This window comes from uncultured Enterovirga sp. (genome assembly GCF_964242715.1).
Lineage (GTDB): Bacteria > Pseudomonadota > Alphaproteobacteria > Rhizobiales > Beijerinckiaceae > Enterovirga.
Genome location: NZ_CAXTAZ010000007.1, coordinates 1 through 23,413, shown reverse-complemented (window position 1 = coordinate 23,413; position 23,413 = coordinate 1). Strand labels below are relative to the sequence as shown.

Annotated in this window: 19 protein-coding genes; 15 read left to right on the top strand and 4 right to left on the bottom strand. The window is 69.5% G+C overall.

Annotation, left to right across the window (positions count from 1 at the left end):
• Positions 1-8 precede the first annotated feature (8 nt).
• From rnpA to ACFE87_RS05490, 3 genes are all read right to left on the bottom strand, one after another.
• Positions 9-410 (bottom strand): ribonuclease P protein component, encoded by a 402-nt coding sequence (gene rnpA / locus ACFE87_RS05500; protein WP_375458612.1) that lies wholly within the window; start codon positions 408-410, stop codon positions 9-11.
• Positions 411-427: 17 nt separating this feature from the next.
• Positions 428-562 carry a 50S ribosomal protein L34 gene (gene rpmH / locus ACFE87_RS05495; RefSeq protein WP_375458611.1) on the bottom strand — a complete coding sequence of 45 codons (135 nt, stop codon included), beginning with the start codon at positions 560-562 and terminating at the stop codon, positions 428-430.
• A 200-nt stretch (positions 563-762) separates the two neighbouring features.
• Entirely contained in the window at positions 763-1,113 is a 351-nt protein-coding gene (locus ACFE87_RS05490) for a RidA family protein (RefSeq protein WP_375458704.1), read from the bottom strand.
• Positions 1,114-1,250: 137 nt separating this feature from the next.
• Between ACFE87_RS05490 and ACFE87_RS05485 the strand changes: the two genes are divergently transcribed.
• The 15 genes from ACFE87_RS05485 (at position 1,251) to ACFE87_RS05415 (ending at position 22,172) form a co-directional block, all read left to right on the top strand.
• The gene (locus ACFE87_RS05485; protein WP_375458610.1) at positions 1,251-2,738 is read left to right on the top strand and encodes an FAD-binding oxidoreductase; all 1,488 of its coding nucleotides are present in this window, start codon (positions 1,251-1,253) and stop codon (positions 2,736-2,738) included.
• Positions 2,739-2,746: 8 nt separating this feature from the next.
• Positions 2,747-3,679: a sugar kinase gene (locus ACFE87_RS05480; RefSeq protein ID WP_375458609.1), complete on the top strand. Its 933-nt coding sequence runs from the start codon at positions 2,747-2,749 to the stop codon at positions 3,677-3,679.
• Between the two features lie 100 nt (positions 3,680-3,779).
• Positions 3,780-4,892 carry an acyltransferase family protein gene (locus tag ACFE87_RS05475; RefSeq protein ID WP_375458608.1) on the top strand — a complete coding sequence of 371 codons (1,113 nt, stop codon included), beginning with the start codon at positions 3,780-3,782 and terminating at the stop codon, positions 4,890-4,892.
• A gap of 199 nt (positions 4,893-5,091) precedes the next feature.
• Positions 5,092-6,492 carry an efflux transporter outer membrane subunit gene (locus tag ACFE87_RS05470; protein WP_375458703.1) on the top strand — a complete coding sequence of 467 codons (1,401 nt, stop codon included), beginning with the start codon at positions 5,092-5,094 and terminating at the stop codon, positions 6,490-6,492.
• Positions 6,489-7,940, top strand: a complete 1,452-nt coding sequence (locus ACFE87_RS05465) for an efflux RND transporter periplasmic adaptor subunit (protein WP_375458607.1) — start codon at positions 6,489-6,491, stop codon at positions 7,938-7,940. Before ACFE87_RS05470 ends, ACFE87_RS05465 begins: the two co-directional genes overlap by 4 nt.
• A complete protein-coding gene (locus tag ACFE87_RS05460; protein ID WP_375458606.1) occupies positions 7,937-11,143 on the top strand; it encodes an efflux RND transporter permease subunit in 3,207 nt (1,068 codons plus the stop codon). Before ACFE87_RS05465 ends, ACFE87_RS05460 begins: the two co-directional genes overlap by 4 nt.
• Before the next feature lie 100 nt (positions 11,144-11,243).
• Entirely contained in the window at positions 11,244-11,486 is a 243-nt protein-coding gene (locus ACFE87_RS05455; protein WP_375458605.1) for a type II toxin-antitoxin system Phd/YefM family antitoxin, read from the top strand.
• Complete coding sequence (locus ACFE87_RS05450; RefSeq protein WP_375458604.1) at positions 11,483-11,926, top strand: PIN domain-containing protein; 444 nt, start codon at positions 11,483-11,485, stop codon at positions 11,924-11,926. The genes ACFE87_RS05455 and ACFE87_RS05450 overlap by 4 nt, the downstream gene beginning before the upstream one ends.
• Complete coding sequence (locus tag ACFE87_RS05445; RefSeq protein ID WP_375458603.1) at positions 11,923-15,012, top strand: efflux RND transporter permease subunit; 3,090 nt, start codon at positions 11,923-11,925, stop codon at positions 15,010-15,012. Before ACFE87_RS05450 ends, ACFE87_RS05445 begins: the two co-directional genes overlap by 4 nt.
• A gap of 86 nt (positions 15,013-15,098) precedes the next feature.
• Positions 15,099-15,731 carry a TetR/AcrR family transcriptional regulator gene (locus ACFE87_RS05440; protein ID WP_375458602.1) on the top strand — a complete coding sequence of 211 codons (633 nt, stop codon included), beginning with the start codon at positions 15,099-15,101 and terminating at the stop codon, positions 15,729-15,731.
• On the top strand, positions 15,728-16,819 hold the full coding sequence (locus tag ACFE87_RS05435; RefSeq protein ID WP_375458601.1) for an efflux RND transporter periplasmic adaptor subunit: 1,092 nt from the start codon (positions 15,728-15,730) through the stop codon (positions 16,817-16,819). The genes ACFE87_RS05440 and ACFE87_RS05435 overlap by 4 nt, the downstream gene beginning before the upstream one ends.
• A gap of 103 nt (positions 16,820-16,922) precedes the next feature.
• Entirely contained in the window at positions 16,923-20,075 is a 3,153-nt protein-coding gene (locus ACFE87_RS05430; protein WP_375458600.1) for an efflux RND transporter permease subunit, read from the top strand.
• A 104-nt stretch (positions 20,076-20,179) separates the two neighbouring features.
• Positions 20,180-20,833, top strand: coding sequence for a bifunctional 4-hydroxy-2-oxoglutarate aldolase/2-dehydro-3-deoxy-phosphogluconate aldolase (gene eda, locus ACFE87_RS05425; protein WP_375458599.1), 654 nt, complete (start codon positions 20,180-20,182; stop codon positions 20,831-20,833).
• Positions 20,834-21,000: 167 nt separating this feature from the next.
• A complete protein-coding gene (locus ACFE87_RS05420) occupies positions 21,001-21,174 on the top strand; it encodes a hypothetical protein (RefSeq protein ID WP_375458598.1) in 174 nt (57 codons plus the stop codon).
• Positions 21,175-21,287: 113 nt separating this feature from the next.
• Complete coding sequence (locus tag ACFE87_RS05415) at positions 21,288-22,172, top strand: alpha/beta hydrolase (RefSeq protein WP_375458597.1); 885 nt, start codon at positions 21,288-21,290, stop codon at positions 22,170-22,172.
• An 83-nt stretch (positions 22,173-22,255) separates the two neighbouring features.
• On the opposite strand, the gene ACFE87_RS05410 is transcribed toward ACFE87_RS05415, so the two are convergent.
• Complete coding sequence (locus ACFE87_RS05410) at positions 22,256-23,302, bottom strand: MBL fold metallo-hydrolase (protein ID WP_375458596.1); 1,047 nt, start codon at positions 23,300-23,302, stop codon at positions 22,256-22,258.
• Positions 23,303-23,413: the final 111 nt, after the last annotated feature.

The window sequence follows — 23,413 nt, the reverse complement described above, 5'->3', positions numbered from 1 at the left end:
GCGCCAGGTCAGGTGGGAATCTGCCGTCGCGTGTCCTGACCGCCCCCGGTGCGGGTGACGATGCTGAACGCGCGGGCGAGATCCTCGATGAGGTCGGGAAAGGGAGCCGACAGCGCCTCGCGCCGTCCGATGACGACCACGTCGGAATGTCGGTCGACGAAGCGGGCCGACGCCTCGGCCGCAGCTGCGCGCAGCCGGCGCTTGATCCGGTTGCGTTCGGTCGCGTGCCCGACCTTGCGGGTCACGGTGTAGCCGAGCCTGAGACCCGTCGCCGGCATCGCCGCATCCACGTCGCGGGCGCGACCCTGGACCGTCATCTTCGGGGAATGGAATCGACGACCGCGCGCGGCGGCCAGGAAATCCGGCCGCTTGAGGAGGCGCCCCAGCGCCGGATGCGGTCCGACGCGCAAGACGCGCTCCCGAAAATTCAGGCCGACAGGCGCTTGCGGCCCCGGGCACGCCGAGCGGCAATGACCCTGCGGCCGCCGACCGTCGCCATCCGGGCGCGGTAGCCGTGCCGACGCTTGCGCACGAGCCTCGACGGTTGATAGGTCCTCTTCACGGCTCATCTCCGGTCGCGTGTCCGGGTACACTCCCGACCGCATGTGGTGCTGACAGCGAGGTCTGAACAGACGGCGCGCGCCCGTGGGGGCGCCCTTCGCGTGGCGGGCTTATAGGTGGTGCGCCCGCGCAAAGTCAACGCGAGCTCTCCGTTCGAAGGGCGCCTCGCCCGACGAAACCGCGACCTTCCGGCGAAACGCGCTACTTGGCCGCGATGACGGCGATCTCGACCTTGAGGTTCGGGGCGGCGAGCTTCGCCTCGACCGTCGCCCGGGCCGGGGCGCAGCCGGGCGCGAGCCAGGCATCCCAGACGGCGTTCATCTCGGCGAAGGTGCCGATGTCGGTGAGCCAGATATTGGCCGACAGGAGCTTCGTCTTGTCCGTGCCGGCCTGGGCCAGGAAGCCGTCGATGATGGCCAGGATGTCCTTCGTCTGCTCGGTCACGCCGCCCTGGGCGGCGTTCGTGGAGACCTGCCCGGCGAGGTAGACCGTATCGCCATGGACGACGGCCTTGCTCATGCGGGTGCCGCTCTCGATTCGCTGGATCGTCATCATCTACCTCGTCCGGCGCGGCCGTCGCGGCCGCGAAGGCGCTGCTTACGGCCTCGCCCCGCCCCTGTCAGCAGGTCTCGCTCCGGATCGGTCGCAGGACAGTTGCCCCGAGCCCGCCGTCGCGCCATGTCTCTCGCATGTCGGCCTCCTTCTCCCTCCCGAACCCCGATACCCTGATCGACGCGCTGAAAGCCGCGCTCGGCGAGCAGCATGTCCGGACGGCCGAGGACGACCTCGCCCTGCATATCCGCGAGGAGCGCGGCCTCTACCAGGGCCGCGCCATCGCGGTGGTCCGGCCGGGCTCGACCGAGGAGGTCGCGGCCGTGGTCCGGGCCGCGGCGGCGGCCGGGGTGCCGATCGTGGCGCAGGGTGGAAATACCGGGCTCGTCGGCGGCGGCGTTCCCTATGGCGGCATCGTCCTCTCCATGGCCCGCATGAACCGGGTCCGGTCGGTCGATTCCGTGAACGCCACCATGACGGTCGAGGCGGGCTGCATCCTGGCCGACGTGCAGGCAGCAGCCCATACCGAGGACATGCTGTTCCCGCTCTCGCTGCCGTCGGAGGGGTCCTGCCGGATCGGCGGCAATCTCGCTACGAATGCCGGCGGCACGGCCGTGCTGCGCTACGGAAATGCCCGCGAACTCGTCCTCGGGCTCGAGGTGGTGCTGGCCGACGGCCGGGTCTGGAACGGCCTCAAGGCGCTGCGGAAGGACAATACGGGCTACGACCTCCGCAACCTGTTCGTCGGGTCGGAGGGCACGCTCGGCATCATCACGGCGGCGGTGCTGAAACTGTTTCCGGCGCCGAAGGTCCGCGCCACCGCCTTCATCGGCTGCGACACGCCCGAGAACGCGCTCGACGTCTTCGCCCGCCTCCGCTCCGAGGCCGGCGAGGCGCTCGTCGCCTTCGAATTCCTGCCCCGGCTCGCGATCGAGATCGTCCTCCGGCACGCGCCCGGCGCCGTGCGCCCGCTCGCGGGCGACCATGCCGCCTATGCGCTGATCGAACTGTCCTCGCCGCAATCCGACGCCAATCTCGAGGGCCTGCTCGAGACGGTACTGTCCACCACGATCGAGGACGGCACGATCGGCGACGCCACCATCACGGGATCGGAGGCGCAGCGCGCCGCGCTCTGGAACCTGCGCGAGCGCATCTCCGACACGCAGCGTTACGAGGGCGGCTCGATCAAGCACGACGTCTCGGTGCCGGTATCGCAAGTCGCGGCCTTCATCGCCGAGGCGAGCCAGGCCTGCGAGGACGCGATGCCGGGCGTCCGGCCGCTCGCCTTCGGGCATTTCGGCGACGGCAACATCCACTTCAACCTGTCGCAGCCGGTCGGGATGGAGAAGGACGCCTTCCTGTCTCGATGGGAGATGTTCAACCGGATCGTGCACGACATCGTGCATGCGATGGGCGGGTCGATCTCGGCCGAGCACGGCGTCGGGCTGATCAAGCGCGACGAACTCCTGCGCTACAAGGACCCGGTAGCCCTCGACCTGATGCACAAGCTCAAGACCGCGCTCGACCCGCACAACATCCTCAATCCCGGCAAGGTCCTGGCCCTCGGGGACGACCTGCCGAGTTCGCTGCCGCACGGTTCGCCCCGGCCCGTTCTCGTCAGTTGAGCCGGCAGATGGCCGGCCTCGACATCCTGGCGATGGGCGAACCCCTGATGGAGTTTGCCGAGACGCAGCGCGGCGACGAGCGTCTCTACCTTCCGGGCTTCGGCGGCGACACCTCGAATCTCGCGATCGCCGCCGCGCGCCAGGGCGCGCGAGTCGGGTATTTCACCCATCTGGGCGAGGACGCCTTCGGTCGCGAGTTCCTCGACCTCTGGGATGCGGAGGGCGTGGACCGGACGAGCGTCGTCACGAGGCCGGGATGCCGGACCGGCATCTACTTCATCGGCTACGGACCCGACGGGCATCATTTCAGCTACGTCCGGGACGGCTCGGCCGCGAGCCGGGTGGGGCCCGCCGACCTTCCGCTCGACCAGATCGCCGCGGCCGGTCTGCTCCATGTCTCGGGCATCAGCCAGGCGATCTCGGACAGTGCCGCGGATGCCGTCTTCGCGGCCATCCGGCATGCGAAGGCGAATGGCCGCCTCGTCAGCTACGACACCAATCTCCGCCTTGCCCTGTGGCCGCTGGACCGCGCCCGGGCCGTGATCCACGCCGCCATCACGGGCGCGGACGTCGCCCGGCCAGGGCTCGACGATGCCCGCAAGCTGACGGGCCTCCAGACGCCGGACGAGATCGCGGATTTCTATCTCGGCCTCGGCTGCGGACTCGTCGCCATGACGCTCGGAGCCGACGGGGTGCTCGTCGCGACGCCAAGCGAGCGCCGGCTCGTGCCGGCCCGCCGGGTCGAGGCCGTGGATGCGAGCGGAGCCGGCGATTGCTTCGGCGGCGCCTTCCTGGCCGAATGGCTCGCCCACCGCGACCCGTTCCGGGCCGCCGACTACGCCAATGCGGCCGCCGCACTGAAGACCCTCGGCCAGGGCGCGGTCGCACCGCTGCCCCGCCGCCCGGCCGTGGAGGCCTTTCTGGCCGGCCGGGTGTCCTGAGGCAGGCGCCGGTGCATATCCCCGCTGTATTCCGCGAAGACCGGACCGACATTCTCGCCGGAGCGACTCGGGCGACCAGGCGGTCGGTGCAGGAACGAGCGTGACGCCGGACCCGGCTCGGGACGGCGCGTCGTCGAAACTCGTCGGGATCCAGGTCCTGCGGGCGGCGGCCGCCCTGTCGGTGGCCGCCCTCCATGCCGAGCACGACGGCAAGCTTCGTGCGGCCGCCGCCGCCGGTGTGAGCGTGTCGCCGTCCATCTTCCCCTGGGATGCGGGCGTGGATGTCTTCTTCGTCATCTCCGGCTTCGTGATGGTCTATGCCTCGGGACGGCTGTTCGGCCGCAAGGGCGCCTTTCGCGAGTTCCTGGCGCGCCGCATCGCCCGGATCGTGCCGCTCTATTGGCTGACGACGACCCTGTTCCTGCTCGTCCTCGCGCTCCGTCCGGAGCTGGTCCACTCGCCGCCCACGACGGCCACGGCCGTTGTTTCGTCCTACCTGTTCCTGCCCTTCGCCCGGCCGGACGGGATCGTGCAGCCCGTCTACACCCTGGGCTGGACCCTCAATTACGAGATGTTCTTCTACGGGCTGTTCGCGCTCGCGCTCGCCCTTCCCCGCCGCCTAGCCGTCGCGACGGCGGGGGCGGCGCTAGGCATGCTGGTTCTTCTCGGCCTCGCATGGGGGCCGCTGCCGCAACCGCTCGGCTTCTGGACCGACACGCTGCTGCTCGAATTCGCGTTCGGCATGGCGCTCGGCCTGCTGCGGGCCGAAGGCGTGACGCTCGGCCTCGCGCCTCGCCTCGCGCTCGCGCTCGCGGCTCTCCTCTGGCTCGGCTGGGTCGGCGGGGACGCCGCGACCACATCGGCCTTGCCACGCGCATTACTGTTCGGGTTGCCGGCGGCGGCGCTCGTCGCGGCCTGCGGCTTCGCCCCGTCGCGGGCCCGATCGCAAGAGAGCGGTTGGGAACGGGCGGGGACGGCGGTGGGCGACGCGTCCTACGCCGTCTATCTGCTTCACCCCTTCGTAATCCGGGCCGTCGGCCGGACGTTTGATGGCGCCGGGCTCGCGGTCGCGATCGGACCCTGGGGTCTCGCGACGCTGGGGCTCGGGGCCACCCTCCTGGTCTCGCTCGGCGTGTTCCACTGGCTGGAGCGACCCCTGACCTCGCGCCTGGGCCGCCTTCTTGCCCGAGGTCCGGCGCCTCGGTCGTATTAATTCTTCTCCATGTGACGGCACGCACACTTCTCAGGACCGCGCGACCTTCCTAGAGTCCGTCTCCCCTGAAGATCGGAGAGAGGTTCGGCCCCATGGACGCGGTCCATCGCTGTGGCCCGACATGCAGATGCCCAATCCGCGCCTCTCGATTTCCCGTCAGCGACGACGCACGCGCAGGAGCCTCGCGGCGCTCGTGAGCATGCTTGCGCTCGCCGGCTGCGATACGGTCGCGCCGAACATCGCCCTGCCGATCCCAACCGGCTATCGGGCAGGAGCGAGCAGCCCGACGACGCCCTTGCGCCAGGATTGGGTGACCGGGTTCGGCTCGGCGGAGCTGAACCGGCTCGTCGCGATCGCGCAGGTCGAGAACCTGGACATCGAAGCCGCGCTTGCGCGCATCAACGAGGCGGAGGCGCAGGCCGTCATCGCCGGCTCGGCCCTGTTCCCGAGCCTCGGCGGCACGGCGGACGTCTCGCGCCAGCAGGGGTCCGGTGCGGGCCTGCCCGGCGGTGGACGCGGCGCGGTCGGGTCGAACCGGTTCGGCCTCGGCCTGACCGCGTCCTACGAACTCGACCTGTTCGGCCGCAACCGCTTCGCTGCCCAATCCGCCGAGGAAGTAGCCCGGACCGCGCGGTTCGACCGCGACACGATCGCGCTGGCGACGACCGCCTCTGTCGCCAACACCTATTTCGCGGTCGTTTCGGCCCAGGACCGGCTCCGCATTGCCGAGGACAATCTTCGCATCGCGAACCGCGTCCTCGAGACAGTCCGGACCAAAAGCCGCGTCGGCACCGGCACCGGCCTCGACATCGCCCAGCAGGAGAGCCTCGTCGCGACGCAGCGCGCTCGCATCCCGCCGCTGGTGCAGCAGGTCGGGCAGAACCGGAACGTGCTGGCCGTCCTGATGGGACGGACGCCGGAGAGCGTCTTCGTCAAGGGCGGCAGCCTCGATGCCCTCCGGGTCCCGTCGGTGCGACCCGGCCTGCCATCCGAACTCCTGCTCCGGCGCCCCGATATCGCGGCCGCCGAAGCGACGCTAGCCTCGGCCGAGCTCTCGATCGCGTCCGCCAGGGCCGCCTTCTTCCCGTCGATCCAGCTCACCGGATCGAGCGGCGTCCAGAGCCTCGCCCTGCGCAGCCTCTTCGGCCCGAACGCCTTCGTCTATTCGGTCGCGGCCGGCCTCACCCAGCCGATCTTCGACGGCTACGCGCTCCAGGGCCAGCTCGACTTCCAGCAGGGACGCGCGGCCGAGTTCGCCGCGCTCTACCGGCGGGCGATCGTGCAGAGCTTCGCCGATGTCGAGAACGCCCTCATCGCGGTCCGGCAGAATACGGAATTCGAGGTCCGGCAGCGCGAGGCTGTGGCGGCCTCGCGGCGGGCCCTCACCATCGTCGAGAACCAGCTCACGCAAGGCACGATCGACGTCGTCACCCTGTTCACGGTGCAGACCACCCTGTTCAACGCCCAGGATGCCCTCGTCCAGGCGCGCTTGCTCCGCTTCCAGGCCCTGGCCTCGCTCTTCCAGGCGCTCGGGGGCGGCTGGACGCAGGACCGCGCCGTTCCGCTCCGCCGCGGGCCCGAGCCGGGCGCCGCACCATGAGACGCACCATCCGGACGGTCGCCGTCCTTCTGCTGGCGCTCGGTGCCGGCGTGTTCGTCTGGCACGAGAGGCAGCCTCCCACAGGTGGCGAGCCGGGCGTCGCACCGCCGGCGGGAAACTCCCGTCCGGGCCGGCGGGGCGGGCGGCGTGGAGGGGGCGACGAGGGCCCGGTCTCCGTGCTGACCGCTCCGTCGCGGGTCGAGGACGTGCCGGTCACGCTCGAAGCGGTCGGGACCGCACAGGCGCTGAACACCGTGACGGTGCGGTCGCAGGTTGACGGCAAGCTGCTCGACATCGCCTACCGGGAGGGCCAGGACGTGAAGCGCGGCGACGTCATTGCCCGCATCGATCCGGCGATCTACCAGGCCCAGTACGATCAGGCGGTCGCCAAGAAGGCGCAGGACGAGGCCAACCTCGCCAATGCCCGCATCGATCTCCAGCGCTACGTGAGCCTCGCGGCGACCAATGCCGGGTCGAAGCAGCAGGCCGACACGCAGCGGGCGGCGGTCGCCCAGCTCGAGGCGCAGATCAAGTCTGACCAGGGCGCGATCGACAACGCCAAGGCCTATCTCGACTACACCACCGTCAGGGCACCGATCGACGGCCGGCTCGGCATCCGGCTCGTCGACCAGGGCAACCTCGTCCGAGCCGGCGACTCGACCGGGCTCGTCGTCATCACGCAGCTCCGCCCGATCACCATCCTGTTCAACCTGCCGCAGCAAAACCTCCGCGCGGTGAACGCGGCGGCCGCCGCCGGGCCGCTCGCGGTCGACGCGCTCGAGGCGGACAACCGAACCGTGATCGACCGGGGGCGGCTCGAGGTGGTCGACAATCAGGTCGACCAGGCGACCGGGACGGTGAAGCTAAAAGCGACCTTCCCCAACGCCGACCTCCAGCTCTGGCCCGGGTCCTTCGTCAATGTCCGGATCACGATCGACGTCCTGCGCCAGGTCGTCGTGGTGCCGACGGGCGCCGTCCAGCGAGGACCCACGGGAACGTTCGTCTACGGTCTCGACGGCGACAAGGCGGCGCTGAAACCGGTGACCGTGTCGCGGCAGACCGAAATCCTGACCGTCGTGACCTCCGGCCTCACGCCGCCCGAGCGCGTGATCACGACCGGCTTCGCGAGGCTCACCAACGGCGATCGGGTCGCGGTGGCCGATCCGCCGGCCAGCGGTGACGCGCCGGCGGCAAATCGGGCTGCGCCCGAGGGCGAAGCTGCCACGTCGCGGCGGCGACGCGGACGAGAGGGCGGCGCGGCCGACATCCCGACCTCGTCTACGGGCGAAGGTCGGCCCGGCGGCGAGGACCGGCCACGCCGCAATCGCGAGGGTCGTGCGGCACGCGAGGGCCGGCCCGCGGCGGCTGCGGACGAGGCCGCGCCACCTCCCACCGTGACCGCCCCCAACCCGGCCGCTCCTGTCGGGACCGGCTCGGCCCGGCCGTGAGCGTCTCATCGCCCTTCATCCGGCGGCCGATCGCGACCTCGCTCCTCGGCCTCGCGATCCTGATCTGCGGAATCCTGGGCTATCTTCGCCTGCCGGTCGCGTCCCTGCCGCAGGTCGATTTCCCGACGATCCAGATCACGACCCGGCTGCCGGGCGCCAACCCGGACACGATCGCCTCGCTCGTGACGGCCCCGCTCGAACGGCAATTCGGCCAGATCCCCGCGCTCGCGGGGCTGTCGTCGAACTCGTCCTTCGGGTTGTCGCAGGTCACGCTGCAATTCGAGCTCGACCGCGACATCGATTCCGCCGCCCAGGACGTGCAGTCGGCCATCAACGCGGCCGGCTCCACCCTGCCCCGCAACCTTCCCTATCCGCCGACCTACGCCAAGGTGAACCCGGCCGACGCGCCGATCGTCACCTTGGCCCTGACCTCGCCGACCGTGCCCCTCCGGGCGCTGTCCGATCTCGCCGACACCCTTCTGGCGCAGCGATTGGCCGAGGTCTCGGGCGTCGGCGCCGTTACGATCCAGGGCGGCGTCCGGCCGGCCGTGAGGGTCCAGGCCGACCTCGCCCGGGTCGCCTCCTACGGGATGAGCCTCGCCGACCTCCGGGTCGCGATCGTGGCCGCGAATGTCGCCGGCCCGAAAGGGGCGCTGGACGGGCCGAGCCAATCCTACACCATCGCGTCGAACGACCAGCTCGCGGCCGCCGAGGCTTACCGCAACATCGTCATCACCTATCGGAACGGCGCTCCGGTGCTCCTGCGGGACGTCGCCGAGATTGTCGACGGGCTCGAGGATTCGCGCGTCGCCGGCCGGTTCGGGGCCGAGACCGCCGTGGTGCTCGACGTGCAGCGCCAGCCCGGCGCCAACGTGGTCGACACGGTGGACCGCATCCGGGCCCAGCTGCCTCGGCTTGAGCGCGCCATGCCGGCAGGTGTGACGCTGCAACTCGTCCAGGACCGCACCGACACCATCCGGGCCTCGATCGGCGAGGTGAAATTCACGCTGGTCCTGTCCTGCGGCCTCGTCGTCCTGGTGGTGCTGCTGTTCCTGCGGACGATCCGGGCGACGCTCGTCGCGGCGGTCACTCTGCCGCTCTCGATCGTGGCGACCTTCGGAGTGATGTGGCTCGCGGGGTTCAGCCTCGACAACCTGTCGCTCATGGCGCTCACGATCGGAACCGGCTTCGTCGTCGACGACGCGATCGTGATGATCGAGAATATTGTCCGCAAGATCGAAGAGGGCGAACGGCCCCTCCAGGCGGCCTTGTCCGGCGCGAGCGAGATCGGCTTCACGGTGATGTCGCTCACCGTCTCGCTGGTCGCGGTATTCATCCCGCTCCTGTTCATGACGGGCCTCATCGGCCGCATGTTCCGGGAATTCGCGCTTACCCTGACGATCGCGGTCGTGGTCTCGGCCGTCGTCTCCCTGACGCTTGCGCCGATGATGTGCGCGAAGCTGCTCCGCCCGGCCCGCGCGAGCCACGAGGGCTGGCTGCAGCGGCTCGCGGAATGGCCGATCGCGAAGATGGCGCGGCTCTACGACGTGACGCTCGTCTGGGCGCTGCGCCGGCGCGGGTTGATGAACCTCGTCACGCTCGCGACGCTGGTCCTCACGGGATGGCTCTACGTCACCATCCCGAAAGGCTTCCTGCCCGAGCAGGATACGAGCCTGCTCTCGGTCGTCGTCGAGGCGGCGCCCGACGTCTCCTTCGCCGAGATGAGCCGGCTTCAGGACCGCGTCGCCGAGATCGTGCGGCGGGACCCCGACGTCGCCTCCTCCGTCTCGGTCGTCGGGGTCGGCACACTCAATCCGACCCCGAATGTCGCCCGGCTCTCCGTGAGCCTCGTCCCGCGCGACAAACGGCGGGCGAGGGCCCAGGACGTCGGCCAGCGCCTGAAACGGAACGCCGCGGTCGTCCCCGGCGTCACGCTCTACGTCCAGTCGGTCCAGGACATCCAGATCGCCACCCGGTCGAGCCGCTCGCAATATCAGTACACCCTGTCCGGCGCCGATGCGGCCGAGGTGACGCTCTGGACGGCCCGGATGGCGGAGCGGCTGCGCGACGATTCCGGGCTCCGCAACGTGGCGCTCGAGACCCAGGAGGGCGGGCTCAGGGCGAAGATCACCATCGATCGCGAGACGGCGGGCCGGCTCGGCGTCTCGGTCCAGGCCGTGAACGACGCCCTGAACGACGCCTTCGGCCAGCGCCAGATCTCGACCATCTATGGCCAGGCGAACCAGTTCCGGGTGATCCTGGAGGCCGCGCCGCAATACCAGGCGAGCCCGGACGCGCTCTCGAAGCTCTACGTCCCGGCGAGTGGGCAGGTGACCCTGGCCGCGAACGGCGTCGCGCCGACAACGGTCCAGGGCGCGCGCGCGCCGCAGATCCCGATCTCGGCCTTCACGACGATGGAGCGCACCACGGCGCCGCTCTCGATCGCGCACCAGGAACAATTCCCGGCCGCGACGATCTCCTTCGACGTTGCAGCCGGCTCCGCCCTCGGAAGCGCCGTCGAGACCATCGCGCGGGCCGAGGCGGATATCGGTCTGCCGAGTTCGGTCGTCGCCTCCTTCGCGGGCGACGCGGCGGAATTCCGGCGGTCGCTCTCCGGCCAGCCCTGGCTTCTGCTCGCCGCGGCCGTGACGATCTACATCGTGCTGGGCATGCTCTACGAGAGCTTCATCCACCCCCTGACCATCCTGTCGACGCTGCCCTCGGCCGGCGTCGGCGCGCTGCTCGCGCTGATGGCGCTCGGTCACGATCTCTCCGTCGTGGCCCTGATCGGCATCATCCTGTTGATGGGGATCGTGAAGAAGAACGCAATCATGATGATCGACTTCGCGCTCGGCGCTCAGCGCGAGGAGGGGCTCGACCCGGCCGCCGCCATCCTGAAAGCCTGCCGCCTCCGCTTCCGGCCGATCATGATGACGACGCTGGCAGCGCTGCTCGGCGCCTTGCCGCTCGCGCTTGGCGAGGGCGCCGGTTCCGAATTGCGGGTGCCACTGGGCGTCACCATCATCGGCGGCCTCGTGCTGAGCCAGTTGATCACACTCTACACGACGCCCGTGATCTATCTCGGCTTCGAGGATCTCCGCGAGCGCTGGAATCGTCGGGGTGTGGACGAGGCCGAGGAGGAATATGAGCCGGAACTGCCGCTCCGAGGCGGGATGGATGGCGTGCGAGAGGGCGCGGCTTGAGGAGGCGGGCTTGGCCCTACCCCTAGCCACAGATCGCAGCGCAGCGCTTGACGACCATCGGCCAAATGTGACTTCCTGTGGTCACACTTCAGGAGGTTGTATGCAGAAAGTCCAAGTTCGGGACGCGAAAGCGACTCTCTCCGCCCTCATCGAAGCAGCTGAACGAGGCGAGCCGACCACCATCACGCGGCACGGGAAGCCCGCGGCCGTGCTGGTCCCCATCTCCGACGCCGAAAAGCTTTATCCCGTTAGGCGAAGGACGCTGCTCGACCATCTACTGACCTATCCGGGAGGCGTCGAACTCGAGCGAGACCAGACGCCCCTTCGCTCGATTGACCTGTGAGCATCTACCTCTTGGACACGTCGATCCTTTCGGAGCTCGCTCCGGGTCGGCGGGGGCTGCCACCGCCGTGGCTTGTTGAGCTCGGCCGATCGCCCGGCGGGACGCGTCTTTCGGTCATCTCGCTGATCGAGATCGAGGGAGGCATATCCAAGCTCCGCCGAGCCGGAGCTGAGCAACGGGCCTCATCTCTTGAGGATTGGCTCAAGGAATTGCTGTCGGAGTTCGGGGCGGACATCATTCTGGTCGACCGGGAGCTAGCACGAGCGGTCGGCCGCCTGTCGGACCGGGCCGTCTCGATCGGCCGTCATCCTGGCTTGGCCGACATCGCAATCGGGGCGACAGCCCAGGCACATGGCTTGTCTCTGCTGACCCGCAACCTCCGCCATTTCGCGCCGCTCGGGATCACGGCGGTCGATCCATTCGCCAGCCTTCCCCCGTGAACATCTCCGAGGCGTTCATCCGGCGCCCGGTCGCCACGACGCTGATGTCGATCGGAATCTTCCTGATCGGCGCGATCGCCTACCTGTTCCTGCCGGTTGCCTCCATGCCGTCGGTGGACTTCCCCACGATCCGGGTGTCGGCCTCGCGCCCGGGCGCCGACCCGGCCACGATGGCGTCCACCGTCGCGGCCCCGCTCGAGCGGCGGCTCGGCGCGATCGCGGGGGTGACCGAGATCACCTCGACCTCGTCGCTCGGCTCGACCTCGATCTCGATCCAGTTCGACCTCTCGCGCACCGCCGACCGGGCCGCGCGCGACGTCCAGGCGGCCCTGAACGCTGCCGCGACCGATCTGCCCTCCGACCTTCCGACCCTGCCGATCTTCCGCAAGGCCAATCCGGGCGCCTTTCCGGTGCTGATCCTGGCGCTGACCTCGCGGACGCTCGCCGCCTCCGCGATCTACGATGTCGCCGACACCGTGATCGCGCAGCGCATCGCGCAGGTGGAGGGCGTGGCCGAGGTCATCGTGTCGGGCGCCGAACAGCCCGCGATCCGGGTGCGGCTCGACCCGAGCCGCCTCGCGGCGATGAGCCTCTCGCTCGAGGATGTCCGGACCGCGATCGCGGCCACGAACGCGCAGGCACCGCTCGGCTCCTTCGACGGACCCACGCAATCGCTGACGATCGCGACCAACGACCAGTTGGGCGGGCCGGAGGAATACGGCCGCATCGTCGTCCGGTCGCGGAACGGCACCGTGGTCCGGCTCGCGGACGTCGCGGTCGTCGAGCGCGGTACCCGCAACACCCGCGCGGCCGGTTCCTATAACGGCCTTCCGGCCGTGACGCTGCAGGTCACCCGTCAGCCGGGCGCGAATGTGGTCGAGACCGTGGACCGGGTCCGGGCATTGCTGCCGGACCTGAGGCGCTGGATCCCGGCCGCCGTCGACATCGAGATCATGAGCGACCGCACGCTCACCATCCGGTCCTCGCTCGACGACATGAAATGGACTCTCGTCGAGACGATCGGCCTCGTCATGCTGGTCGTCTTCCTGTTCCTCCGCCGAGCGACGCCCACGCTGGCCGCCGGCGTGACCGTGCCGCTGTCGATCGCCGGCACACTGGCAGCCATGTGGCTCTTCGGATTCACGCTCGACAACCTTTCCCTCATGGCGGTCACGATTTCGGTTGGCTTCGTGGTCGACGACGCCATCGTGATGATCGAGAGCGTGCACAAACACCTGGAGCGCGGGATGTCCCGCATCGACGCGGCCATCGCGGGCGCGCGGGATATCGGCTTCACGGTCATCTCGATCAGCCTGTCGCTGCTCGCGGCCTTCATCCCGCTCTTCTTCATGCCCGGGATCATCGGGCGCTTCTTCCACGAATTCGCACTCACCCTCGCGGCCGCGATCGTGGTCTCGACCATCGTGTCGCTCACGGTTGCCCCGACAGTGGTCGCGCGTCTGCCGCAACGGCCCTATCGCGAGACGCGCTTCGACCGGGCCTGCGAGGCCGTGCTCGGCGCCCTGACCCGCGGCTACGGCGCGACCCTCGGGGGCGCCCTGCGGCATCCCTGGCTGATGCTCCTGCTCACGCTGGCGACCGTCGCGCTCACGGTGCAGATGTTCCGGACCGTGCCGAAGGGCTATTTTCCGCAGGACGATACGGGGCTCCTCATCGGCGTCACCGAGGCGTCGCCCGACATCTCCTTCCCGGCCATGGCCGAGCTTCAGGAGCGCGTCGCCGAGCGGGTCAGGGCCGACCGGGCGGTGGTCGGGGTGTCCTCCTCGGCCGGCTCCTCGGGCTGGAGCGGTTCCGTCAACCAGGGGCGGCTCTTCGTCAGCCTGCGCCAGGACGGCGAGCGTGAGAGCTCGAATGCCGTCATTGCCCGCTTGCGGCGGGAACTTGCCAACATTCCGGGCATCCGGACCTTCATGTTCGGCGCCCAGGACGTCAGGGCGGGAGGCCGGCAGGGCCGCTCGCAATACCAGTTCACCTTGCTCTCTCCCGATCTCGGCCTGCTCGACACCTGGACGCCCCGGATCCTGGAGCGCCTGCGCCGGGTGCCGGGCCTCGTCGACGTCTCGAGCGACCGGGACCGGGGCGGGTTGCAGGCCAAGGTCGAGATCGACCGGGCGGCGGCGTCCCGGATGGGAATCCGCATGCAGGACGTGAACGACGCCCTGAACAACGCCTTCTCGCAGCGCCAGGTCTCGACCATCTACACGCAGCGCAACCAGTACCGGGTGGTGCTGGAGGTGGCGCCCGAGGATCGCGACGACCCGGCCGACCTGACCCGCATCTACGTTCCGGGCCGGGACGATGTCGGCGTGCCGCTCTCGGCCATCGCGAAGGTGACACGCGGCCTGTCGCCGCTCACGATCAACCACCAGGGATCCTTTCCGGCGGTCACGATCAGCTACAACGTCGCACCGGGCAGCGCGCTCGAGGAGGTGTCGCGCGGCATCCTGTCGGCCGTGAACGAGCTTCACCTTCCGGACGAGATCCGGGCCGAGTTCGCCGGCGACGCGAAGGATTTCATGGGCAGCGCCGGCGAGTTCGGGATCCTGATCCTGGCCGCGCTCGTCGCCGTCTACATCATCCTCGGCATCCTCTACGAAAGCCTGGTCCATCCGCTGACCATCATCTCGACCCTGCCGTCGGCCGGTCTCGGGGCGCTCATCGCCCTCCAGATCACCGGGCTCGAACTCTCGATCATCGCGCTGATCGGCCTCATCCTCCTGATCGGCCTCGTGAAGAAGAACGGGATCATGCTGGTCGACACGGCGCTCGAACACGAGGCGAGAGGGCTCGACCCGGCCCGGGCCGTGGTGGCTGCCGCGATCGATCGCCTGCGACCCATCCTGATGACCACCTTCGCGGCCCTGCTCGGGGCGGTGCCGCTCGCCATCGCGTCAGGTGTCGGGGCCGAGATCCGTCGCCCGCTCGGCATCACCATCATCGGCGGGCTGATCGTGTCGCAGGTGCTGACGCTCTACACGACGCCCGCCATCTACCTCCTGCTCGGAAAGCTGCATCGGCGGAGCACGGCCGGAAGGCGGCTGGTTCATCCCGCCCCGGCGGGCTGAAGCGAGCAGTCGGGCGTCGCTCCCGAGGCGGGAAGCTTGACAGATTCGGCCATCGATGAGAATGAACGTTCATTCTCGTGGCTGCCATGCTCCAGATCAACCCCGATCCGCCGGACCGCAAGACCCGCATTCTCGACGCGGCCGAGCATTGTTTCGTGCGGGCCGGCTTCCACCGCACGACGATGCAGGACATCGCCGCCGAAGCCGGGATGAGCGCCGGCAATCTCTATCGCTATTTCCCGTCCAAGGATTCCGTCGTCGAGGGCCTGTGCGAGCGCGACCGGCGCGATCTCGCCGGCGATTTCGCCTCCTTCGAGGGCGGCGGCGACTTCATGGCGACCTTCTTCGATCTCGGCCGCAAGCATTTCGAGGACGAGCCTCGCGAAAAGGCCGTGCTCTGCCTCCAGATCTGGGCCGAGGCGGCCCGCTCGCCGGTGGTGGCAGACTTCGTGGCGGGTTTCGTCGAAGACGTCACCAGCCGGCTGACCGCGCTGCTCGAAGAGGCCCGTGCCGCCGGACGGGTCGGGCGCGACATCGATCCTCAGGCTGTCGCCATCCTGATCTCCACCCTGGCCGACGGCCTCTTCGTGCGCCGCGCCGTGGTTCCGAGCTTCGACGCCGCCCGCGAGGTCCCCCGGGTCCTCAACCTGATCGGCGCCCTCGTATCCGGCGCCATGCCCCTGCCCTGCCCCAAACGCCTCGCCGAGGACGCCGGATGAAACCCTCACGCCTCGCCGCCATCGCGCTCGTGGTCGGAGGCGCCGCCTGGATCGGCTCGGGTGTGCTCGGGCGCGACGCCGCGACTTCCCGGACGGCCAATGTCGAAACCGCTCGTACCCCGGCGATCCTGCCGCGCTTCAAGGTCGCGGCGCTCCCGGTCCGGACCGAGATGCACCAGCGCCGCGTCGTCCTCCAGGGACGCACGGAGGCGGACAAGCGCGTGATGGCCGTTGCCCGGGTCTCCGGCGTGGTGCTGGATCTGCGAGTCCGGCGCGGCTCGGTCGTGAAGGCGGGCGACATCGTCGCGGTGCTGTCGGACGAGGCGCGCGAGTCGCAGGTCGCCCAGGCCCTGGCACGGCTCGAACAGCGCAAGGCCGAGGCGGCCGCGCGGCTGCGCCTGATCGAGTCCGGCAGCTATCCGGCCATCAACAAGTCGGCCCTCCAGGCCGAGCTCCGGGCGGCAGAGGCCGGTCTCGCGCAGGCCCAGGCCGAACAGAAGAAGGGCGAGATCACGGCGCCGATCTCGGGCGTCGTGAACGAGGTCCCGGTCGAGATCGGCCAGGCCCTCCAGGTCATGATGTCGGGCGCGAATGTCGCGGAGATCATCGGGCTCGACCCGATGCTGGCCGTGGTGGAGGTCGCCGAACGGCAGCTCGCCGGCGTCGTGGTGGGCGGCCGGGCCGAGGTGAAGCTCGTCACGGGCGAGCGCGTCGCCGGCCGCATCCGCTTCGTCTCGAAACGCGCCAGCCAGGGCACCCGCACCTACCGGGTCGATGTCGAGCTCCCCAATGCCGACGCGCGCATTCCGGACGGCGTCACGGCCGAGGTCGACCTGCTCCTCGCCCCCGTGCCGGCGGCCCGCGTGCCGCGCTCGGCCCTCACCTTCTCGTCCGAGGGCCGGCTCGGAATCCGCCATGTCGGCGCCGACGAGAAGGTCGTCTTCACGCCCGTCGCGATCGTCGAGGACGTAATGCAGGAGCTCTGGCTATCCGGGCTTCCCGATGGTGCGCGGGTGATCGTCCAGGGCCAGGATTTCGTGAAGGAGGGCGAGGCCGTCGAGGTCCTGCCGGCGGCGGCCCAGGGATGAGGCCCATGGCTTGTCCGCTCATCCCGGCGAAAGCCGGGATCCAGGATACCGGGAGGGGCAGCGCCCCGGCTTGCGCCGGGGTGAACGGCGGAGGCGCGAGACCATGAGAAACCCCGTCGATTACGCGATCGGCCATGCGCGGCTGACCCTGTCGGTCCTGCTCTTCCTGCTCGTCGCGGGCTTCTCGGCCTATCTGTCGATCCCGAAGGAGGCCGAGCCCGACATCAAGGTGCCAATCGTCTACGTGAACGTCACGCAGCGGGGCATCTCGCCGGAGGATTCCGAGCGGCTGATCCTGCGCCCGCTCGAGACGCAGCTGAAATCGGTCTCGAACATCAAGGAGATGCGCAGCCAGGCTTTCGAAGGCGGCGGCTTCGTGCTGGTCGAGTTCGTGGCCGGCTTCGACCCGAACCGGGCATTGGCCGACATCCGGGCCAAGACCGACATGGCCAAGAAGGACCTGCCGCGCGACGCAGACGAGCCGATCGTGCAGGAAGTCAACCTCTCGCTCTTTCCGGTGATCGTCGTCGCGCTCGGCGGCGACGTGCCGGAACGCACGCTTCTCCGCCTCGCCCGCCAGGCGAAGACGCTGCTGGAAGGTCTGCCGGGCGTCCTCTCGGCCGAGCTTCGCGGCGCGCGCGACGAGGCCGTCGAGATCATCGCCGAGCCGATGCTCATGAGGAGCTACGGCATCAATCTGGGCGACCTGACCAACGCCTTCACGGCTGGCAATTCGCTGGTCGCCGCCGGCGCCATCGAGAGCGCGTCCGGCCGCTTCGCCGTGAAGGTGCCGTCACTCATCGAGACGCCCGCCGACGTCCTGAAATATCCCATCGCGGCCTCTGCCGGCGCGACCGTGACGCTGGGCGACGTCGCGGAGGTGCGGCCGACCTTCAAGGACGCGAATTCGATCACCCGTCTCAATGGCAAGAGCGCCATCGCGATCGAGGTGGTGAAACGCACCGGCGCGAACCTGATCGAGACCGTCGACGGGGTGAAGGTCGCGATGGCGCAGGTGCGCCAGAGCTGGCCCTCGACGGTCCAGGTAAACTTCACCCAGGACAAGTCGAAGACGATCCGGGACATGCTGCACGAGCTGCAGAACTCCGTCATCACGGCCGTCCTCCTCGTCTTCGTGATCATGCTGGTCGTGCTCGGCGGCCGGGCCTCGCTCTTCATCGGGATCGCCATCCCGGCCTCGTTCCTGACCGGCATCCTGGCCCTGCAGATGGCCGGTCTCACGGTGAATATCGTCGTCCTCTTCGGCCTGATCCTGGCCGTCGGCATGCTGGTCGACGACGCCATCATCGTGTCGGAATTCGCCGAGCGCCGGATGCAGGACGGGATGCCGCCGCGCGAGGCCTATTCGCTCGCCGCCAAACGCATGGCCGGTCCTGTCATTTCCGCCACCGCGACCCGGATCGCTGCCTTCTCGCCGCTGATGTTCTGGCCGGGCATCGTCGGCGAGTTCATGAAATACCTGCCGATCACCCTCATCGCGACGCTGTCCGCCTCGCTCGTGGTCGCGCTCTTCTTCACGCCGACGCTCGGCGCGCTGCTCGGGCGCGCCAATACGGGGGCGGCCCATGACGACCGCATGGCCGATCGCGGGCCCTATATGCGGATCGTGGGCGCGGCCATCACGCGCCCGCTCTCGACCCTCGCGATCGCGGCTGCCGTCCTGGTCGGCGTCGTCACCGCCTATGGCCGCTTCGGTCACGGCGTCGAGTTCTTCCCCGACGTCGAGCCGGATTTCGGCCTCGTGCAGGTCCGGGCCCGCGGCAACCTCTCGATGTCCGAGAAGGACCAGCTCGTCCGCCACGTCGAGGCGCGGCTTCTCGGCATGCCGGAATTGTCCACGATCTATGCCCGGGCCGGCGATGGCCAGCGCGGCTCGAACGAGGTGACCGAGGATACCGTCGGGACGGTCCAGTTCGAATTCGTGGATTGGCGCCTGCGCCGCCGCGCCTCCCTCATCATGAACGACATCCGGGACCGCACGAAGGACATCCCGGGCGTTATCATCGAGGTGACGAAGCCTCGGGCCGGACCCGCGACAGGCAAGCCCGTCACGATCCAGCTCTCGGCCTTCGAACCCACGGCGCTGCCGGGAGCCGCCCGCAAGGTCGCGGACATGTTGCGCGCTCGATCCGACACGCGCGACGTCGACGACGGCCTACCGCTGCCCGGCATCGACTGGCGCCTCGAAGTCGACAAGGCGGAGGCCGCGAAATTCGGCGCAACCCCGGCCTCGGTCGGGGCCGCCGTGCAGCTCGTCACGAACGGCGTCAAGGTCACGGAATACCGCCCCGTCGAGACCGACAAGTCCGTCGACGTGCTGGTGCGCTTCCCCGAGAACCGCCGCTCGCTCGATCAGCTCGACGAACTCCGCATCAACACCGCGATGGGCGGGGTCCCGATCGGCAACTTCGTCACCCGGAAGGCGGCCCAGAAAGTCGGCCAGATCAATCGCGTCAACTCGATGCGGGTCGTGACGGTGACGTCGAATGTCGGCGAGGGCGTGCAGAGCGCGCAGGTGCAGTCGGAGGTTGCGGCCGAGCTCGCCAAGACCGATCTCGGCGCCGGCGTGACCTTCCGGCTGAAGGGCGAGGACGAGGAGCGGGCCAAGGCCGGCGCCTTCCTGATGAAGGCGTTCGGGGCTGCGCTCTTCCTGATCTTCGCGATCCTGCTCGCGCAGTTCAACCGCTTCTCGTCGGTGATGATCACGCTCTCGGCCGTGATCATGTCGACCGTCGGCGTCCTGATCGGCTTCATGGTGATGGGCCAGCCCTTCGGGGTGGTGATGGGCGGGATCGGCGTGATCGCGAACGCGGGCGTCATCGTGAACAACAACATCGTCCTGATCGACACCTACGACCGCCTGCGCGAGGACGGCGTCTCGGCCCGCGACGCCATCCTCGAGACCTGCCGCGAGCGGGCGCGGCCGGTGGTGCTGACGGCTGTCACGGCCGTGCTGGGCGTGCTGGCCATCGCCTTCGGGGTGAATATCGACTTCCTGCACCGGGCCGTCGATATCGGGGCGCCGTCGACGCAATGGTGGATCAACCTCTCGACTGCCATCGTCTTCGGGCTCGGCTTCGCGACCGTGCTGACCCTCATCGTGACGCCGGCGCTCCTGATGGTGATCGCCAACATGGCAGCCTGGCGGCAGGCCCGCGCGTCCCGCCGGAACGAGCGCCGCGCGTCCCGCCTGGCAGCCCGGACCGGCGGCTTCCAGCCGATGCCCGCGGAGTGAACCGGGCGAAATTAAACAGCGCATTGCGGTAGTCAGGGTCGAAATCCGTCTGTCCTGGCGCGCGGGGCATGGACATCCGCTGCCCTGCGCGGCAGGAGGTCGCGATGCCGCAGATCGAGACCAAGAACAAGCTTCTCGCCGGATACGTCGCGCTGGCGCCCGTGATCCCGGTCGTGACGATCGCGGACGAGAAGACCGCCGAGGCTTTGGCCCGCACCTTGGTCGAAGCCGGACTGCCGGTCGTCGAAGTGACGCTCCGGACGAAAGCCGCCCTGCGCGCGATCGAACGCATCGCCCGGCTGGTACCCGAAGCCGTGATCGCGGCCGGCACGATCCAGCGGCCGGGGCAGATCGAGGACGTCGCCTCGGCCGGCGCGAAGCTGATCGTCACGCCGGGGACGCCGCCGGCGCTGGCCGAGGCGCTGGCCGAATCCGCCCTGCCGGCGATGCCGGGCTGCGCCACGGTCTCGGAAGCGATGGCGCTGGCCGACCTTCGCTTCAGCTACCTGAAATTCTTCCCCGCGATCGCCTCCGGCGGCCTCGCCTGGCTGAAAGCCGTCGCGGCGCCGGTGCCGCAGGTCTCCTTCTGCCCGACGGGCGGGCTCGACGCCGCGAGCGCGCCCGCCTTCCTGGCCCTCCCGAACGTCGCCTGCGTGGGCGGCGCCTGGATGGTGCCGGCCGACGCGGTCGCGGCCGGCGACTGGGCGCGGATCGGCACGCTCGCCCGGGCGGCCGCGGGTCTGTCCAGGGCTCGCTGATCCGGCGCGCCCTTGCGGCAGGCGCGGGTTTCAACCATATCAATCTGGTCGATCTCTCGAGCGAGGCTCACAGCCTCCCGATCGAAGGCCGATATCACACCCGCACAATCGGGATCACGGCACGGGGCGTCACGAGGACGTCACGGCCGCCATCATACGTTCGGCAGATGAAGCCGACTGTAGGAACCATGCTGCAAGTCACCAAGGCCAAGACCAACGACACCGATCATCGCCGCGCCAAGAGCGGCTCCAAGGCCCAATGCCCGCCCGTCTGGCGGCCCGAGGCCTCCGGCCTCACCCGTGACGAACTTCGGCAGATCGTTCTGGATACGCTCGGCTGACCGAGCGCTCACCGCGTTTCCTTACGGACCGTCGAAACCCTGAGACTTGTTCGCCCGTAACGCGTTGCCAGGACGCTTGCTCGTTTCGTGGCGCGCGACTGGACATCGACCTCATGCTGATCACCCGGCGTCTTCTCACGGCCGGCGCCTCCGCGCTCGCCGCTGCCGGCTGTTCGCCGCTGGCGATTTTCGACGCCGTGGCGCCGCGCGACTCGGGCACGACCAAGCCCGGACGGGCGCTGGCCTACGGGCCGCATCCGCGGCAGACGCTCGACGTCCATGTTCCCTCAAGCCCGGGATCGGCGGCTGCTCCAGTGGTCGTCTTCTTCTACGGCGGCTCCTGGAAGGGCGGCACCAAGGAGGAATACGACTTTGTCGGCGCCGCGCTCGCGGCTCAGGGTTTCGTCGCCGTGCTGCCGGATTACCGCGTCTACCCCGAGGTTCGCTTCCCCGACTTCCTCGAGGACAGCGCGGCGGCGGTGGGGTTCGCGCAGCAGAACGCCGCGCGGTTCGGCGGCGACGGCAGCCGGATCATCCTGGCCGGCCATTCGGCCGGGGCCTACAATGCCGCGATGCTGGCCTATGACGGCCGTTATCTCGGCCGGGCCGGCGTCCCGGCCGGCACGGTCCGGGGCTTCGCCGGGCTGTCCGGACCCTACGATTTCCTGCCGCTCGATCCCGGCACGGCCCAGGAGGTTTTCGGCGACGCGCCGGACAAGCGCGCGACACAGCCGATCACCTTCGCGGGCCGCGGGTCGCCGCCTTCGTTCCTCGCCTCGGGCACGGCCGACGACACGGTTCGGCCGAAGAACACGGTGAATCTCGCCGCTAAGCTGCGGGCAGCCGGCGTGCCCGTGGTCGAGCGGCTCTACGAGGGGCTCGACCACAAGGACACGCTGATCTCGCTCTCCGTCCCCTTCCGGGGAAGCGCGCCCGCGCTGGCCGAGATGTCGAGCTTCGTCAGGAGCCTCGGGGCTGGGCGCGGCCGCGTGGGCTGAAGCCACAAACCGCTCATCCCGGCGAAAGCCGGGATCCAGCCTCGCGACCTGGGCCCCGACTTTCGCCCGGGTGAGCGGAGGCCTTATCCCACGGCAGAGGCCCGCCAAATCCCGTCCGTACCCTCGGCCGAGGTCAGCCTGCCCCGGCGAATGAGGTAGTTCACGTGCGCCAGGACCTCGCTGAAGGCGAAGCCGGTCTGGTGCGCGTCGAGCTCGCGCTGGAAGATCACCGGCACGAGCTCGGCCCCGGAGCGCGGCGCCTCCCGGCAGGCCACCACGATCTCGCCGCAGCGCTCCTCGTGATGCTGCGCCATGGCGTCGAGCCGGGCATGCAGGCCCGTGAAGGGCAGGTCGTGCCCGGGCAGCACGAAGGTGTCGGCCGACATCGTGCTCTTCAGGCTCCGCAGCGAGCGCAGGAAGATGCCGAGCGGGTCGCCCGAGGGGTCGCGCGCTTGGACGCTGACATTGGGAGAGATGCGGGGCAGCACCTGGTCGGCCGAGAGCAGGAGGTTCTCGGAGGCGAGATGCAGCATCATCTGCTCGGAAGCGTGGCCGCCGCCCGTCAGCACGTGAAAGCTGCGCCCGCCGATGATCAGCCGGTCGCCCGCGATCACGCGACGGAAGGTGTGCGGCAGGCCGGTCAGCATGCGCAGGTAGTCGTGGCCGCGCGTCATGACGGCGTTGGTCACGGTCTCGTCGAGGCCGTTCTCGACATAGAAACCGCGATAGGGGTCCTTCTCGAGCGAGGCCGGATCGGTCGTGAGGACCAGAGCCTGCAGATACTCGGTCTCCGTCATGTCAAGCGGGAGGTCGAGCGTCTCGGCGAGCCATCCGGCCGCCCCGACATGGTCGGGATGCATGTGGGTGACGATGAGGCGCGTGAGCGGCCGGCCGGCGAGCGGGCCGGCGAGGAGCGCCTCCCAGACCTCCTTCGTCGCCGCGTTGCCGATCCCGGTATCGACCACCGCCCAGCCCGCGCCGTCCTCGATCAGGTAGACGTTGACGTGGTTCAACCGGAAGGGCAGCGGCAGTCGGGCCCAGAGGATGCCGGGCGCGACCTCGATCGTCTCCCCCCATTCGGGCGGGACAGGGTGAGGATGCGCGAGGGCGGGAGCGACCGGGGATGCCATCCGGGTTGGCTACAGGGGGAGGTGCCCCACCTCAAGGCCGCGTCGCGCCCGCGCCCCTAGAGCGGTTTCAGCTTACTCCGGTTCGTATCCAGCGGCTCTGAAGTAGTTGGC

What these genes read in the sequence shown, in the direction of transcription:
- ACFE87_RS05490 (WP_375458704.1), bottom strand. Translation starts at nt 1,113, where the DNA reads ATGACGATCCAGCGAATCGAGAGCGGCACCCGCATGAGCAAGGCCGTC.
- ACFE87_RS05485 (WP_375458610.1), top strand. Translation starts at nt 1,251, where the DNA reads ATGTCGGCCTCCTTCTCCCTCCCGAACCCCGATACCCTGATCGACGCG.
- ACFE87_RS05480 (WP_375458609.1), top strand. Translation starts at nt 2,747, where the DNA reads ATGGCCGGCCTCGACATCCTGGCGATGGGCGAACCCCTGATGGAGTTT.
- ACFE87_RS05470 (WP_375458703.1), top strand. Translation starts at nt 5,092, where the DNA reads ATGCTTGCGCTCGCCGGCTGCGATACGGTCGCGCCGAACATCGCCCTG.
- ACFE87_RS05465 (WP_375458607.1), top strand. Translation starts at nt 6,489, where the DNA reads ATGAGACGCACCATCCGGACGGTCGCCGTCCTTCTGCTGGCGCTCGGT.
- ACFE87_RS05455 (WP_375458605.1), top strand. Translation starts at nt 11,244, where the DNA reads ATGCAGAAAGTCCAAGTTCGGGACGCGAAAGCGACTCTCTCCGCCCTC.
- ACFE87_RS05440 (WP_375458602.1), top strand. Translation starts at nt 15,099, where the DNA reads ATGCTCCAGATCAACCCCGATCCGCCGGACCGCAAGACCCGCATTCTC.
- ACFE87_RS05435 (WP_375458601.1), top strand. Translation starts at nt 15,728, where the DNA reads ATGAAACCCTCACGCCTCGCCGCCATCGCGCTCGTGGTCGGAGGCGCC.
- ACFE87_RS05430 (WP_375458600.1), top strand. Translation starts at nt 16,923, where the DNA reads ATGAGAAACCCCGTCGATTACGCGATCGGCCATGCGCGGCTGACCCTG.
- eda (WP_375458599.1), top strand. Translation starts at nt 20,180, where the DNA reads ATGCCGCAGATCGAGACCAAGAACAAGCTTCTCGCCGGATACGTCGCG.
- ACFE87_RS05420 (WP_375458598.1), top strand. Translation starts at nt 21,001, where the DNA reads ATGAAGCCGACTGTAGGAACCATGCTGCAAGTCACCAAGGCCAAGACC.
- ACFE87_RS05415 (WP_375458597.1), top strand. Translation starts at nt 21,288, where the DNA reads ATGCTGATCACCCGGCGTCTTCTCACGGCCGGCGCCTCCGCGCTCGCC.
- ACFE87_RS05410 (WP_375458596.1), bottom strand. Translation starts at nt 23,302, where the DNA reads ATGGCATCCCCGGTCGCTCCCGCCCTCGCGCATCCTCACCCTGTCCCG.